At 34.4% G+C, this 15303-nt stretch carries 11 protein-coding genes and 1 pseudogene; 11 read left to right on the forward strand and 1 reads right to left on the reverse strand.

The genetic code is table 11. The annotated features are described in order from the left end of the window. Positions 1-300: 300 nt before the first annotated feature. Positions 301-1317 carry an LLM class flavin-dependent oxidoreductase gene (locus OLM51_RS18165; protein ID WP_264552007.1) on the reverse strand — a complete coding sequence of 339 codons (1017 nt, stop codon included), beginning with the start codon at positions 1315-1317 and terminating at the stop codon, positions 301-303. 174 nt (positions 1318-1491) lie between these two features. Between OLM51_RS18165 and OLM51_RS18170 the strand changes: the two genes are divergently transcribed. The 11 genes and pseudogenes from OLM51_RS18170 to OLM51_RS18220 all read left to right on the forward strand — a co-directional run bounded on the left by OLM51_RS18170 (position 1492) and on the right by OLM51_RS18220 (position 15253). After that, a complete protein-coding gene (locus tag OLM51_RS18170; protein WP_264552008.1) occupies positions 1492-2007 on the forward strand; it encodes a DUF2975 domain-containing protein in 516 nt (171 codons plus the stop codon). A gap of 2 nt (positions 2008-2009) precedes the next feature. Then, complete coding sequence (locus tag OLM51_RS18175; protein WP_012024053.1) at positions 2010-2216, forward strand: helix-turn-helix domain-containing protein; 207 nt, start codon at positions 2010-2012, stop codon at positions 2214-2216. Between the two features lie 115 nt (positions 2217-2331). Continuing rightward, entirely contained in the window at positions 2332-3216 is an 885-nt protein-coding gene (locus tag OLM51_RS18180) for an ABC transporter ATP-binding protein (protein ID WP_264552009.1), read from the forward strand. A 4-nt stretch (positions 3217-3220) separates the two neighbouring features. Continuing rightward, entirely contained in the window at positions 3221-6760 is a 3540-nt protein-coding gene (locus tag OLM51_RS18185) for an ABC transporter permease/M1 family aminopeptidase (RefSeq protein WP_264552010.1), read from the forward strand. Positions 6761-7094: 334 nt separating this feature from the next. Beyond that, positions 7095-8440, forward strand: a pseudogene (locus OLM51_RS18190) (sigma-54-dependent transcriptional regulator). A gap of 281 nt (positions 8441-8721) precedes the next feature. After that, the gene (locus OLM51_RS18195) at positions 8722-9003 is read left to right on the forward strand and encodes a hypothetical protein (protein WP_264552011.1); all 282 of its coding nucleotides are present in this window, start codon (positions 8722-8724) and stop codon (positions 9001-9003) included. 145 nt (positions 9004-9148) lie between these two features. Further along, positions 9149-9226 (forward strand): K(+)-transporting ATPase subunit F, encoded by a 78-nt coding sequence (kdpF, locus tag OLM51_RS18200; protein WP_073099479.1) that lies wholly within the window; start codon positions 9149-9151, stop codon positions 9224-9226. Positions 9227-9331: 105 nt separating this feature from the next. After that, complete coding sequence (gene kdpA / locus OLM51_RS18205) at positions 9332-11053, forward strand: potassium-transporting ATPase subunit KdpA (protein ID WP_264552012.1); 1722 nt, start codon at positions 9332-9334, stop codon at positions 11051-11053. 8 nt (positions 11054-11061) lie between these two features. Then, a complete protein-coding gene (kdpB, locus tag OLM51_RS18210; RefSeq protein WP_264552013.1) occupies positions 11062-13119 on the forward strand; it encodes a potassium-transporting ATPase subunit KdpB in 2058 nt (685 codons plus the stop codon). Positions 13120-13246: 127 nt separating this feature from the next. Next, positions 13247-13798, forward strand: coding sequence for a K(+)-transporting ATPase subunit C (locus OLM51_RS18215; protein ID WP_264552014.1), 552 nt, complete (start codon positions 13247-13249; stop codon positions 13796-13798). Between the two features lie 375 nt (positions 13799-14173). Beyond that, on the forward strand, positions 14174-15253 hold the full coding sequence (locus tag OLM51_RS18220) for a porin (RefSeq protein WP_264552015.1): 1080 nt from the start codon (positions 14174-14176) through the stop codon (positions 15251-15253). The last annotated feature ends 50 nt before the right edge of the window (positions 15254-15303 follow it).

Consider the following 15303-nt stretch of genomic DNA (forward strand, 5'->3'; position numbering starts at 1 on the left):
AAACAAATCCCAAATTTTTTAAATTGCTTCGCCTGTTCGCTGTCGCTCTAGTCCAAATTCCAAACTTAAAAAGGCTTCGACTTCGCTCAGCCGGACATTACTATATATATTAGGTATAGGCGAATTAGATTTTCTTTGGAGATACTTATTATACGCAACGTAGATGCACTGCTGTGCGTCTCTACGGTGAATTGGGACGCAATTATAATGTTATACATATATATGTACAAAAAACAAACCCGACAGGTTTTGAAAACCTGTCGGGTTATGAGAATAAAATCTACTTTTATTATAGTATACTTATATATGTATACTTTCATTTAGGCTGTCGATTGCTTCTTTTGTGATTTGAATGCTTTTTAGTTTTGCCTGATGATCAAAGATTGGACTTGTTACCATTAGTTCGTCGATTCTTGCATAGTTGATAAACTTTTTTAAGTCGGTTATTAATTGCTCTTTGTTTCCTGTAAAGGTTCCGGCTGTCATTTGGTTGACATGGAAACGTTCTGCTTCATCCATAATATCGTCTAATGACGGAACTGGGGGCTGCAAACCTTTACGGTCGTTTCTAATTAAATTTAAAAACATTTGATACAAACTTGTAGACAATAATTCTGCTTCTTCGTTTGTATCTGCCGCAATAATATTCACACAAGCCATTGTTTTTGGTTTGTCTAAATATTCTGAAGCCTGGAAATTTTCGCGGTAAAACTCAAACGCCTGAATCATTAGTTTTGGCGCAAAGTGACCGGCAAAAGCATAAGGCAATCCGTAAGCTGCTGCCAAAGCTGCACTTTCCATACTTGATCCTAAAATCCATATTGGGACTTTTAAGCCTTCGGCTGGGAATGCACGAACTTTTCCTGCTTCATTTTCACTTGAAAAATACTCTTGAAGTTTGCTTACGTTTTGCGGAAAGCGCTGCGCCTGCTCAAAAAAGTCTTTCCGAATTGCTTCGGCGGTTGGCTGATCTGTTCCCGGCGCTCTTCCTAAACCTAAATCAATTCGGTTTGGGTAAAGCGTTTCCAGGGTTCCAAATTGTTCGGCCACTACTAAAGGAGAATGGTTCGGAAGCATGATTCCGCCAGAACCTACTCGAATATTTTTTGTCTGACTTGCCACATAACCAATTAAAACCACCGTTGCCGTACTTGCAACGTGCGCCATATTGTGATGTTCTGCAAGCCAAAATCGCTTGTATCCTAAAGTATCTGCTAATTGCGCTATATCTTTTGTTTTTTGAAATGTTTCTGCGGCATTACTATCCTGAGTGATGATAGCGAGCTCTAATAATGAGACTGAAATTGGGTTTTTCATATAAAAAAATGCTAATATGCAAAATTAACTCATTTATACGGATGCCTTTTGTTTTCTTATGTTAATTGAATTATAATATTCTTAAAATACTTAAAACGAGTAATTTTTAATAATTAATTATTGTTTTACGATAATTAATTATACATTTGCAATATCAATCTAACTTTTTAATATATGAAGACAACTCATATTATATCTAAAATATTATTTTACTTTACCCGATTTTTGTCTGTCGTTTATTTCTTTTTAGCGGCATATTCTGTTTTTAGTTTGGTGACGGGTTTATTTTTGACTTTTAAGGATAACGGAAAGTATTTTCAGGTTTGTTATCCTTTTACTTCTCATCCATTAATGCTTGGTGATTACAATCTCCCTTATATTCTTTTTGATTTTTTGGCTCCATTGAGCTTGTACGGACTTTTCTTTTTATTGAGTAGTAATGTTTTTAAAGTATTCTTTCAGCCTAAATTATTTACTTCAAACGGAATTTCTCATTTAAGGCGTTTCTATTTATCCAATTTATTAATTCCGAGTATTGTAATATTTGTAGCTTTCTTTTTTGTTCCGCTGGATAATGAAGTTTCACTTTTTATATTATTACACGGAATGCTCGGTGTTTTTGCTTATTTTTTAGCAGCCATTTTTAAACAAGGTTTAAACCTTCAGAACGAACAAGACTTATTTATATAACTATGCCAATAATTGTAAATGTTGATGTAATGCTTGCCAAACGCAAGATGCAGAGTAAAGAGTTGGCAGAAAAACTAGATATTACACCTGCCAATTTATCGATTCTAAAAACGGGAAAAGCAAAAGGAATTCGGTTTGATACGCTCGAAGCTATTTGTAAAATATTGGACTGCCAGCCCGGGGATATTTTAGAATACGTGGCAGAATAGCTTTCTTTTAAATCTTATTTCACTCTTATTAAATCGGTTTTTGAAGCCGACAGGTATTCTATTGCCTAATTTTTTCAAATCATAGTTTAATTCAATCATCAAAATCAATCAAAAAATGAACAGTTTATCAATCAAAAATCTCGGCAAAACGTATGAGAACGGTACAAAAGCGATTGACGATTTATCGCTTGAAATTACAAACGGAATGTTTGGTTTACTAGGTCCAAACGGCGCCGGAAAATCGACTTTAATGCGAACTATTGCCGCTTTGCAGGAACCAACTGCTGGAATTATTGAATTTAACGGAATTAATATTCTGGAAAATCCAATGTTTATCAGGCAAAATTTGGGGTATCTGCCACAGGAATTTGGTGTTTATCCTAAAATTTCTGCTTATCGCCTGCTCGATCATTTGGCGGTTTTAAAAGGAATCGTTGATAAAAAGGAACGTCACGATCAAATTTTGTATTTATTACAGCAGACTAATTTATTGCAACACAAAGACAAGGCGGTTCATTCTTTTTCCGGTGGTATGCGTCAAAGGTTTGGAATTGCGCAGGCTTTGTTGGGAAATCCGAAGATAATTATTGTGGATGAACCTACTGCGGGGCTTGATCCGGAGGAAAGAAACCGATTTAATAATTTGCTAAGCGAAATTGGCGAAAGCATTATTGTAGTTCTATCGACGCATATTGTAGAAGACGTTCGTGATTTATGCCCTAAAATGGCCATTATCTCTAACGGAAAATTGATCTTGGAAGGAAAACCAAATGAAGCAATCGATTCTTTAAAAGGAAAAATCTGGATGAAGGCGATTCAGAAAACAGAACTGAAGGATCATCAATCAAACTTTAATATCATTTCTTCAAATTTAAATTCAGGAAAAATCAATATTCATGTTTTCTCGGATGAACGACCAGATTCTGGTTTTGAATTGATATCGCCAGATTTGAGCGATGTTTATTTTAGTGTTTTAGCTCAAAATCAACTTAAAAATTAGTGTTATGCTTTCTAAATTAATTCAATTTGAATGGCATAACAATACCAAAAGCTGGACTTTTTATGCCACGTTTATCATTTATTTGGTTTTAGGATTTTTTGTGAGTGCTTTTGCGAATTTCTCTTTTTCGGGAGCTCACAAAAATAGTCCGTATGTGCTTACGTATGCGATTGGTCTGATTTCGTTGATGACAATATTTTCGATTACGCTTCAAGTCGCGCAGAGTTTTTTAAAGGAATATGAAACGAAATTTGATTCGATTATTTTCTCCTCACCTATTTCTAAGTTTCATTATTTGGCTCCAAAATTTATTACCGCATTTATAATCGCCGTAGTTTCTTTTGGAATATTTATCGTCGGAATGATTGTTGGACATCAAATGTCGTGGCTTTCTAAAAGTGAAATTGGTCCTTTTGAAATTATAAATTATCTCTGGCCGTATTTTGTAATTGTGATTCCGAATATTTTTCTGTGCCTTTCTATATTGACCGCTTTAGCGTGGCTTACGCGAAGCAAACTTTTTATTTATGTTGGCGGTTTATTAATCTACATCTTATATATTGCGGGTTCTATTTTTTCTAATTCGCCTTTATTTGCAAATGCTTCTCCTTCTTCGGCGAAAGCCATGTCTTTGGCGGCAAAAATAGATCCGTTTGGTTTGGCAGCATTTTTAGAACAAACGAGATATTGGACTGCAATTGAAAAAAATACCGAACTGGTTTCGCTTTCAGGAAACTTTTTATACAATAGAATACTGTGGATTTCGGTTTCACTGCTTTTACTTTTTGTTTCCTATCGCTTGTTTTCCTTCAGAAAAACAAAAACCAAAAAGATAAAAACGCCAAAAACTATTTCAAAAGAAGCAAAAATCCTTTCTTCGGAAATTCCAAAAAACATCGAGTTTAAAACTTTCACGCATAATTTTGCTGTTTTTAGAAGTAATATCAAACTGGATATTTTTTTGGTTATAAAAGGAATTCCGTTTTTATTGATTGTTCTTTTATTTTCGGGATTATTGGTAATCGAAATTTCGGATGAAATTGACGGCGGAATTCGATTAGCGGAAAAAATTACGGATACGGCTTTGATGATTTCCACTATAATGGATCGCCTGCCTTTTATTCTGATCTTGATTCTTCTTTTTTACAGCAGCGAATTATTAAACCGAAGCGAGAATTCGAGATTTGAAATGTTGGAAAATACCGCTCCTTATTCTCAATTTGTAGTTTTACTGGCAAAATTGACAACACTTTTTATAATTCCATTAATCCTTATTAGTATTAGTATTTTAATTGGATGTGCATTTCAGATTGCGAATGCGAATGCTCCAATCGAAATTGGTCTTTATCTTTCTTTGTTTTATTATCTCGGTTTTCCGTTGTTGTTGATCTCAATTTTAGTAATTGCGATTCAGACTTTTATTAAAAATAAATACATCGGACTTTCGGTTGCTGCTTTTGTCTGCATTTTGTTTTGTACGGGAATTGGAGAACAATTGGGAATTTCGCATCCTTTACTGCGATTTGGAGATGCTTTTAAAAGAGAATATTTTGATTTGAATGGTTTCGGAAAATATACTTTTCCGTTTCATATTTCGATGTTGTACAATTTCGGATTGGCTTTACTGCTTCTTACTTTGACTGGAATTTTATGGAAAAGAAATGCTTCAATCGTAAAAGCTTTTAGAAGAAATTCATTTAATGGCATTCAAAAAGTAACTTTCTTCTTGGGAATTATTCTTTTTATTGGTTTTGGAAGTTATCTTTTTTATAAAACGAATATCGAATATCCATATTTGACCGAAGACGATCAGAATAACTGGAGCGAGCAATATGAAACTCAATTTAAAAAATATATCAATCTTGCTCAACCTACGATTATTTCTGTAAAAAGTAAAGTTGATTTATTTCCTGATGAAAATCGTTATAAAGTAAAAGGCGTTTATGAATTGATCAATAATTCTGAAAAATCAATTGATAGTTTACTCCTATATATAGATCGAAATTCAAAGCTGACTTCTGTTGAAATTCCGAATTCTAAAAACCTGGATGATGTTTCAACATTTCATCATTATTGGTCTCTCTTAGTAAAACCTTTGAAACCTCAACAGAAAATGAAAATGAGTTTTTCTTTTGAGTCTTCGTGGTCGCCATTTAAAGGACATACTGCTTTTAATTCTATAATTGAAAATGGATCGTTTATGCGAATAAGCCGTTACTTTCCGCTTTTTGGTTATCAGGAATCGAATGAAATCAGCAGTAAAAAAGAGCGGGCAAAAAGGCATTTGAAACCACAGACACCTCTTAAAAAACTGGAAGATAAATCGGAAATTAGATATGATTTTGTTGATTATGATGCTGTGGTTTCGACTTCTAAAAATCAAACTGCAATTGGTGTTGGAGATTTAATTGGAAACTGGAAAAAAGACAATCGTAATTATTTTCATTATAAATCTAACGGTAGGATTCCGTTTCGCTTTGCTTTTTCATCTGCTGAATATGAAATTCAAAAAACGAATTATAAAGGCGTTTCGATTGAAGTTTTTTATGATAGAAGACATTCAAGAAACATCAAAAAACTCATTCAGGATGTAAAAAATACTTTAGATTACTGCCAAAGTAATTTTGGTAAGTACCCTTATAAAGCAATTCGTTATGCCGAAGTTGCTGCTTTCGCGGATGGATTTGCTGCGACTTCTTATCCGTCTACAGTTTTTATGAAAGAGAATTTTGGGTTTTACAGCAACCTCGACAATAAGGATAAAGAAGATGTAATTAATCAATTAACCGCGCATGAATTGTCGCACGAATGGTGGGGAAATTCACAAATAAGTCCGGAACAAAAAGAAGGAAGCTGGATTTTAACCGAAACTTTGGCGCAATACACCGAGTTGATGTTGTATGAAAAAGAACATGGTTTGGAAAAAGCGCTCGAAACTTTAAAAATTCATCTGGATTTATATCTGAGCAGCCGAAGTTATGATCCTGAAACGCCTTTGTATAAAACGAATTACGATACACCACATTTACCTTATGATAAAGGAATGTTGGTAATGCATCAACTTCGAGTTTTAATTGGTGAAGAAAAAGTAAATCTGGCTTTGAAAAATTTTCTGAATCATTATAAATACCCAAATCCGTTTCCTGATTCTGAAAGTTTATTAAAAGAGATTTATGCTGTTACAGATAAAAAGCTGCATTCTAAACTAGACGAAATGTTTAAGCAGATTATTACCTATTCCTCAAAAATAGAATCTGTTTCAAGTAATAAAAAGAATGGTTTTTATGAGGTTTCTTTTAAAGCTTATTCTAAAAAGTATCAGGAAAATGCTACCGGAGAACGTAGACAAATTGATAATGATACCACAATAGATATTGGAATTTATGATGAAAACGGAAAATTGCTTCTTTATCCTTTTACTATCAAAAACAATAAAGTTGAAGGGAAAATCAAACTGAAAACAGAACCTCAACGTATTGTTATTGATCCGTATTTAATGAATATTGACACTTTTATAAAAGACAACGAAAAGGAGATTGATTAGTTTTTTTGCCATTACCCGAGCGATAGCGAACTGGCGAAGCAATTCCACTAATTTCCACGAATTATTTTTTTTAGCCACAGATTAAAAGGATTAGAATGATTTTTTTGCTTGTGTTAAAGTAAAATCCAAATAATCCTTTTAATCTGTGGCTAAAAACTTTTATTTCAATTGAATCAACATCTCTTTGTGAGTTGTTTTTTCATCTTCTTTAATTTCTAAACTTGCACAATTAGATTCGACTCTTAAAATAATTTCTTCTGAATCAAAAAAGAGAACTGATTTTAAAACTAAATTTGTAGATTAAAATACCAATTCGGTTTTAGCTTATCTGCAAATGACACACAAAATTTTAATTATAGACGACGAAGAAAAACTGAGAAGTCTATTGGCACGTATTATAAAATCGGAAGGATTTGAAGTTTTTGAAGCCAAAGATTTAAAATCCGGTTTTAAAAAACTGGAACAAACGGATATTGATGTTGTTTTGTGTGATGTGAAACTGCCTGACGGAAATGGCGTTGATTTTCTTCAAAACATAAAAGGAAGTTTTCCACTTACAGAAGTTATTCTGCTAACTGCTTTTGGAAATATTCCTGACGGCGTTCAAGCAATGAAAAATGGTGCTTTCGATTATATTGTAAAAGGCGATGATAATGATAAAATTATTCCGCTTCTTTATAAAGCAATTGAAAAAGTTCATTTACAGAAAAAAGTAGAACAACTGGAAAAACGAATTAATGATAAATATTCCTTTAATACAATTATTGGAAAATCAAAAGGACTTGAACAAGTTATTGATCTAGCCCAAAAAGTAGCAAAAACTGATTCAACTGTTTTACTTACCGGCGAAACTGGAACTGGAAAGGAAGTTTTTGCACAAGCAATTCATGAAAACAGTAATCGGGTTGGGAAATCTTTTGTAGCTCTAAACTGCAGTACTTTTAGTAAAGAAATTTTAGAAAGCGAACTTTTTGGTCATAAGCAAGGCGCTTTTACAGGAGCAATAAAAGATAAAAAAGGATTTATTGAACAAGCTCATGGCGGTACCTTATTCTTAGACGAAATTGGTGAAATGCCAATTGATCTTCAGGCTAAATTATTACGTGTTTTAGAAACAAGTGAATATATTCCGGTTGGTGATACCACTCCAAAAAAATCAAATTTCAGATTAATTGCAGCTACAAACCGAGATTTAAAAACAGAAAGTGATGAACATCGTTTCCGTTCTGATTTGTATTTTCGTTTAAATATTTTCGAAATAAAATTGCCTTCTTTAAGAGAACGAATAAAAGATATTGGCGTATTGACTCATTATTTCGTTAAGCAATTTTCAGAAAAAACAAATAAAAAAACATTACATATCTCTGATGATTTTCTCCAAAAATTAGAAAGTTATTCCTGGCGGGGAATATCCGTGAACTTAAAAATATCATCGAAAGATCTGTTATTTTGAGCAATGGTGATACTTTAACTTCGGATGTTCTGCCTTATGAAATGCAGCACCAAGCCGAAAAAAACTCAAAACCAATGTCAGCTTTTTCTATGCAGAGTGTTGAAAAACTTCATATTCAAAAGGTTTTAAATTATACGAAAGGAAATAAAGCTGAAACGGCACGATTATTAAAAATTGGAATTGCGACTTTATATCGCAAGCTAGAAGAGTACAATATACAGCTGTAATCCTGCAAGATTTTCAAAACCTTGTAGGTTTAGATTTTAAATAATTTGAGCTTTAAACTTAAATAGAATACCTACAAGGTTTTGAAAACCTTGCAGGAAACGTTGATTCTCAACATAAATCTTATCATTTCAATAAAAGCTTATCATTTTGATAGGCTTTTTTTGTGCCTGATTTTTGGCACACAGCTACATTCCTTTTATTGACAGCACTTTAGCTATAACTTGATTTTTTCGGAACATATTTTGGCATAAGGAGGGAGAACATTAAAAATTCATTCCAAATGAAAAATCAAGTAACCTCAATCTACAAACAAGCCGAACGGTTTGCTGAGATAACCAAAAAATCTATTATTTCGGGCAATATCGTAAGAGCGAAGAAATGTCTGGCTCTTGCCGAACGTTTGTTTATAACCGGAAGCATCGAAACTAAAAATGCCATTTCTAATGTGTATGTTTTTTCGGTTTCTTCTTTTATGGAAATGCGCCACTGCAATATTTCTCATCTATTTCCTCAAACACTTAAAGCAGAATACATTAAGCAGGTTAATACTTCGGGAGTCTAAAGTTTAATCGAAAAAATCTGAAATCTAAAGTCTACAATCTTAAATCTAAAATAATATTATGATCACTTTTCTTTTACTCGGACTGGCCATCGTGCTGTTTGCAATTTGTTTTCTCTCTATTGAATTTTTTGAAAAAATCTAAATCATGACCGCATTATTTATTATTTCAATCGCTGTTTTCGTGTATTTGATTTATGTATTAATCAAACCCGAAAAATTTTAAATCATGTAAAAAGTGAAATGCTTTATGTGAAATGTAAACTTAAATTTTATTCATCAATTCATTTTACAAATCACCTCTCACCTTTCACTAAAAAATATAAAAATTATGAACACAGAATTATTAGGCGTCATTGGTATTTTTATCCTAACCATTATTTTAGCTATTCCTTTAGGAAAATATATTGCTAAAGTTTATTTGGGAGATAAAACCCTTTTTGATCCGATTTTCAATCCAATTGAAAAATTTATTTTTAAAATCAGCGGTATTAATTCGGCTGAAGAAATGAACTGGAAACAACACTTAAAAGCACTTTTAAGTATTAACATGGTTTGGTTCTTTCTTTGCTTTTTTGTCTTATTATTTCAGGGTTCTTTACCTCTTAATCCAGATAACAACCCGTCTATGACACCGGATTTGGCATTTAATACTGCTATTTCATTTTTAGTCAATTGTAACTTACAGCATTATTCAGGCGAAAGCGGGGTTTCTTACCTTTCACAAATCGTCTTGATGTTCCTTCAATTTGTTTCTGCTGGTATTGGATTAGCGGCTGCCGCTATGATTTTTACAGCAATGAAAGAAAGAACGACAGAACAATTGGGTAACTTTTATAATTATTTCATCAAAAGCTGTACTCGTATTTTATTACCGCTTTCAGCAATTGTAGCTATCGCATTAGTTTTTAGTGGTACACCTATGACTTTTGAAGGTAAAGATGCTATTACAACGCTTCAGGGTGATCACGTAGAAGTTTCTCGCGGACCTGCTGCAGCCTTTATTGCTATTAAACATATTGGTACAAATGGTGGTGGCTTTTTTGGAGCCAACTCCTCACATCCATTAGAAAACCCGACTTATTTCACAAATGCAGTTGAACTTTGGGCACAAATGATTATTCCGTTTGCGATGATTTTTGCTCTAGGTTTTTATTTAAAGAAAAGAAAACTATCCTACATAATCTTCGGAGTAATGACAGTTGGATTCCTATTGTTAGTAATTCCAACAGTTATGAGTGAAATCAACGGAAATCCTGCTATTGAGAAAATGGGCATTGCACAAACAACCGGAGCGATGGAAGGAAAAGAAGTTCGGTTTGGTCCAGCAATTTCAGGTTTTTGGAGTATTGCTACAACGGTAATTTCTACAGGTTCTGTAAACAGTATGCATGATAGTTCTATGCCAATTTCTGGCGCTATGCAATTATTATCTATGATGGTAAATGCCTTTTACGGCGGATGCGGTGTTGGTATTTTGAACTACTATGTTTTCATTATTCTGGCTGTCTTTATCTCCGGATTAATGGTAGGTCGTACTCCTGAATTTTTAGGTAAGAAAATCGAAGCTCGGGAAGTAAAAATTGCCGCTTTTATTGCCATTCTTCACCCTTTATTAATATTGTCAGGAACTGCTTTAGCATCCTATTTTGCTGCGCATGATACTGCAATGGGTTACTGGTTCAGCGGAAATGCAACAGGCTGGCTAAATAATCCTGGTAATCACGGATTCTCAGAAATGTTATACGAATATACTTCAAGTGCTGCCAATAACGGTTCTGGTTTTGAAGGTTTGGGAGACAATAATCCGTTCTGGAATATCACTACAGGAATCGTATTACTGCTAAGCCGTTTTATTCCAATCATTGGTCCATTGGCAATTGCAGGTTTACTGGCAGGTAAAAAATACATTCCAGAGAGTGCAGGAACTTTAAAAACCGACACCTCAATTTTCGGAATCATGACTTTTGCCGTAATCGCAATTATCGCTGCTTTATCGTTCTTCCCTGCGTTGGCGCTTGGACCTTTAGCGGAATTCTTTACTTTAAAATAATATAAAAAATGACAACTAATAAATCCACATCATTGTTTGAAAGTAAACAGGTAAAAGAAGCCTTAGTGCAGTCTTTTGTCAAGCTGAACCCAAAAATGATGATCAAAAATCCGGTAATGTTTACCGTAGAAATTGGAACAGCTATTATGTTTGCTGTCTGTATTTCAATATTAATGGGAGCAAATGATCAGGGAAGTTTTACTTATAACTTAATTGTATTTTTAATTTTACTGGCAACGCTTTTATTTGCCAATTTCGCCGAAGCAATTGCCGAAGCTAGAGGAAAAGCACAAGCCGACAGTTTACGAAAAACACGTGAAGAAACTCCGGCTAAACAAATTATGCCAAACGGAGAAATTAAAAACATTAGTTCTTCGGCATTAAAAAAAGACGATATTTTCGTTTGTGAAGCAGGTGATTTAATTGCTGCCGATGGTGAAATTATCGAAGGTCTGGCAACAATCGATGAAAGTGCTATTACCGGAGAAAGTGCTCCTGTAATCCGAGAAGCTGGCGGAGATAAATCTTCGGTAACTGGAGGAACAAAAGTATTATCTGATAAAATTAAAGTAAAAGTAACTTCTGAACCTGGCGAAAGCTTTTTAGATAAAATGATTGCTTTGGTTGAAGGTGCGAGCCGTCAGAAAACACCAAACGAAATTGCCTTAACCATTTTATTAGCCGCATTTACTTTAATTTTCGTGATTGTGTGCGTTACGCTAAAACCGTTTGCCGACTATGCCAATGCACCCATCACGATTGCGGCTTTCATTGCTTTGTTTGTATGTTTAATTCCAACTACAATTGGAGGTTTACTTTCTGCAATTGGTATTGCGGGAATGGATAGAGCGTTGCGTGCTAACGTAATTACAAAATCGGGTAAAGCAGTCGAAACTGCAGGAGATATTGATGTTTTACTTTTGGATAAAACAGGAACCATTACAATTGGAAACCGAAAAGCAACTAATTTTTATCCAACAAAAGGAATTTCTTTTGATGATTTCGTTAAATCGGCTGTTTTGAGTTCGCTTGCTGATGATACTCCAGAAGGAAAAAGTATTCTTGAGTTAAGCGAGATGATTGATGTAAAAAGTGAGACGAAAGCCAGCTTTTTACAAACTACTTCTAACATTGCACACACCATCAAATTTACTGCAGAAACCAGAACTTCTGGAGTGGTATTAAAAGATGGAACCAATATTAGAAAGGGAGCACAAGATGCCGCTAAGAATATTGCACAACAGGCTGGAAATGCTTTTCCTGACGACACTGCACAACAAGTTATTACAATATCTTCTAACGGAGGAACTCCTTTGGTTGTAATTAAAGACGGCGCAGTTCAAGGTGTTATCGAACTTCAGGATATTATAAAAACCGGAATGAAAGAACGTTTTGAGCGCTTACGCAGAATGGGAATTAAAACGGTAATGGTTACAGGTGATAACCCGCTTACGGCCAAATTTATTGCCGAAGCAGCTGGTGTTGATGATTTTATTGCCGAAGCTAAGCCTGAGGATAAAATGAATTACATCAGAAAAGAACAAGCTGAAGGAAGACTGGTTGCCATGATGGGTGACGGAACAAATGATGCTCCTGCCCTTGCTCAGGCGAATGTTGGAGTTGCCATGAACAGCGGAACTCAAGCAGCAAAAGAAGCCGGAAACATGGTCGATCTTGATAATGACCCAACGAAACTAATCGAGATTGTTGAAATTGGAAAACAGCTTTTAATGACTCGAGGTACTTTAACTACTTTTTCTATTGCAAATGACGTTGCGAAATATTTTGCTATTGTTCCTGCTCTTTTTATTACTGCGATTCCTGCGTTGCAAGGTTTAAATATTATGCACTTGCACAGCCCTGAAAGTGCCATTTTATCAGCTGTAATTTTCAACGCGATTATCATTCCAATTTTGATTCCCCTTGCGCTGAAAGGTGTTGATTATCGTCCAATTGGAGCTAGTGCCATCCTAAAAAGAAACCTTTTGATTTATGGTTTAGGTGGTTTAATTGTTCCTTTTATCGGGATTAAAGTTATTGATTTGCTGGTCTCTTTATGCATGTAAAATCACGACAGGTTTTAAAAACCTGTCGGGTTTATAAAAACTCAAATAAAAACATGACTTCGTATTACTAAGCTTCTGAAAAAAACTTAGAACCTTAGCAACGTAGTCCCTTAGAATCTTCAAAAAAATGAAAAATCTGTTTTCTATAATAAAACTTACCGTATTTACTTTGATTTTGTTTGCGGTTATTTATCCTTTAGCGATTTACGGAATTGCAAAATTAGCTCCAAATCAAGGAAAAGGAGAAACGATTTCGGTTAACGGAAAAGTGGTTGGTTACCAAAAAATCGGTCAGAAATTTGATAAGTCGAATTATTTTTGGGGAAGACCTTCGGCTGTTGATTATAATGCTGCCGGAAGTGCCGGAAGTAACAAAGGTCCAAGCAATGCCGATTATTTAGCTACGGTTCAAAAAAGAATTGATACACTTTTACTGGTTCATCCGTATTTGAAAAAATCTGATATTCCAGCTGATATGGTTACGGCTTCAGGAAGTGGTTTAGATCCAAATATTTCTCCTCAAGGGGCGCTGATTCAGGTGAAGCGTATTGCTAAAGAAAGAAAACTGGATGAAGCGAAAGTAAAAGCTTTGGTTGAATCTAAAATTAATACTGCTGTTGTTGGGCCGGAAACAGTGAATGTTCTGGAATTGAATGTCGCTCTGGATCAATTAAAGTAATACGTTTTTAAATCCGACAGGTTTTAAAAACCTGTCGGATTTGACAAAGTAATTTTGTTATTTTTGTCATCCCGAGAAACGAGGGGTCTCTGTAAGTAACTCGACAAAGAATATCAATCTGTGTCGATCTAGCAACGAAGATTTCTCCTTACGTCGAAATAACAAAACGAGACGTTAAATCAAAAACTTTAAAATTAATACCTTCACCGTTTTGAAAACCTTGCAGGAAACAAAAACGCCTTTTTACCCCAAATGTCCTAGCCCCGATAGAAACGAAAATCCTTTTGTGTGGGGGTTCCACACAAAAGATTGTAGTGGATAGCGGGAAATAGCTCCTAAAAAAAATCTACTAATAAATAATTGAATACCACAAAAATGAAAAAAATAATACTTACTGCTTTAATCGCTTTTGGCTATAGCAATTTACATGCACAAGAAGAATCAAAAAATCCGCTGACGTTTTCAGGATATGTAGAAACCTATTATAGTTATGATTTTGGAAAACCCGAAAATCATACTCGCCCCAGCTTTTTTTATAACTTTAATAAAAGTAATGAAGTAAACATCAATTTAGCACTTGCAAAAGTAAATTATACAAAAGAAAATGTTCGTGGAAACTTTGCCTTAATGGCCGGAACGTATGCTGAATATAATATGTCGGCAGAACAAGGTTTGCTGAAAAATATATACGAGGCAAATGTGGGGGTGAAAATTTCGAAAAGCCATAATTTATGGATTGATGCCGGGATTATGCCAGCTCACATTGGTTTTGAAAGTGCTATTGGAAAAGACTGTCAGGCTTTAACGAGAAGTATTATGGCTGAGAATTCTCCTTATTATGAAGCAGGAGTTAAAATTGGTTATACATCTGAATCTGGAGAATGGTATTTGGCCGGTATGTACTTAAACGGCTGGCAGAGAATAGAAAAAGTAGAAGGAAATCATACGCCTGCTTTTGGAACTCAGGTTACCTACAAACCATCTGATCGGGTTGCGCTGAACTGGAGTACATATGTTGGAAATGAGCAGCCGGATATTGACAAAAAATGGCGCTATTTTAACAATTTTTACGGCCAGTTTAAAGTAACAGAGAAAACAAATGTAACGGCTGGTTTTGATATTGGATCACAACAATCGGCTAAAGGAAGTAATAAATATGATACTTGGTTTTCGCCTGTTTTGATTCTGCAATACAAGCCAACAGACAAAATTCAGCTTGCAGCACGCGGTGAATATTATAGTGATGAAAAAGGTGTAATTATAGCGACTGAAACACCAAACGGTTTTAAAACTTACGGATTTTCAGCTAACTTTGATTACTTAGTCACTGATAATGTTATGTTTAGAATTGAAGCCAGAAATCTTTCAAGTAAAGACGAAATCTTCACCAATAAAGATAATCTTCCAACGGATATAAATACGTTTGTAACAACTTCCTTGGCGATTAGCTTCTAGGATTTATTTGCCACGAATTCACGAATTACTTTAAATAAAAATTCGTGAAT

The organism is Flavobacterium sp. N2038, assembly GCF_025947185.1.
GTDB lineage: Bacteria > Bacteroidota > Bacteroidia > Flavobacteriales > Flavobacteriaceae > Flavobacterium.

Coding starts and splice junctions, on each gene's coding strand:
- OLM51_RS18165 (WP_264552007.1), bottom strand. CDS start 1,317: ATGAAAAACCCAATTTCAGTCTCATTATTAGAGCTCGCTATCATCACT.
- OLM51_RS18170 (WP_264552008.1), top strand. CDS start 1,492: ATGAAGACAACTCATATTATATCTAAAATATTATTTTACTTTACCCGA.
- OLM51_RS18175 (WP_012024053.1), top strand. CDS start 2,010: ATGCCAATAATTGTAAATGTTGATGTAATGCTTGCCAAACGCAAGATG.
- OLM51_RS18180 (WP_264552009.1), top strand. CDS start 2,332: ATGAACAGTTTATCAATCAAAAATCTCGGCAAAACGTATGAGAACGGT.
- OLM51_RS18185 (WP_264552010.1), top strand. CDS start 3,221: ATGCTTTCTAAATTAATTCAATTTGAATGGCATAACAATACCAAAAGC.
- OLM51_RS18195 (WP_264552011.1), top strand. CDS start 8,722: ATGAAAAATCAAGTAACCTCAATCTACAAACAAGCCGAACGGTTTGCT.
- kdpF (WP_073099479.1), top strand. CDS start 9,149: ATGACCGCATTATTTATTATTTCAATCGCTGTTTTCGTGTATTTGATT.
- kdpA (WP_264552012.1), top strand. CDS start 9,332: ATGAACACAGAATTATTAGGCGTCATTGGTATTTTTATCCTAACCATT.
- kdpB (WP_264552013.1), top strand. CDS start 11,062: ATGACAACTAATAAATCCACATCATTGTTTGAAAGTAAACAGGTAAAA.
- OLM51_RS18215 (WP_264552014.1), top strand. CDS start 13,247: ATGAAAAATCTGTTTTCTATAATAAAACTTACCGTATTTACTTTGATT.
- OLM51_RS18220 (WP_264552015.1), top strand. CDS start 14,174: ATGAAAAAAATAATACTTACTGCTTTAATCGCTTTTGGCTATAGCAAT.